Raw genomic sequence first — 537 nt, 5'->3', positions numbered from 1 at the left:
ACGTATGCTGGCTGGGCGAAGGTTGGAGGAAGGTAGGGACGCTGGCTCATGTACTGCTGTGGCTGGGACTGCTGGCTGTACGGCTGACTTGGCTGACTTGGCTGACTTGGCTGACTTGGCTGACTTGGCTCAGTTGGCTGCTGCTGCTGCTGCTGGTGCTGCTGGTGCTGCTGCTGCTGGAGTTCTAGGGCCTGTCTGCGGATGAAGTCTTTCCTGGCTTCCTCCATCGTCTGCCTCATGGCTCTCATGATGTTCTCTTGGATGTCGTCCGGAAATTTAAATCCTTCGACCAGGATGCAGTGGAGGTTGCTTCGCCACAGGGAACTCTGGATGCCGAAGGTGGGAGGAGTGCAGAAACAGCAAGTGGTGCAGGGGTTGCGAATGGAGCTCTGCTGCTGGTGCTGCTGCTGCTGCAAGTGGTATGAAGACCTCATGATGTCTGATATTTCTGTTGGGAAGAAGGTGCTGACTGGCCGAGGGTAGCTGGCTGTGTCCGGCTGTTTCCTTTTCTTGCTGGTGGCCCCAATGACTTGTGAA

Annotated in this window: 1 protein-coding gene; it reads left to right on the top strand. The window is 56.2% G+C overall.

Annotated elements, in window-relative coordinates; genetic code table 11:
* Nucleotides 1-188 (top strand): hypothetical protein (locus AAFX04_14715; GenBank protein ID MEO1046685.1); only part of this gene is annotated, 188 nt, incomplete at its 5' end.
* Nucleotides 189-537: the final 349 nt, after the last annotated feature.

The organism is Pseudomonadota bacterium (assembly GCA_039818985.1).
Taxonomy (GTDB): domain Bacteria; phylum Pseudomonadota; class Alphaproteobacteria; order Sphingomonadales; family Sphingomonadaceae; genus Alterisphingorhabdus.
The sequence above is the reverse complement of the archived record's forward strand: the minus strand, read 5'-3'. Positions and strand labels throughout refer to the sequence as shown.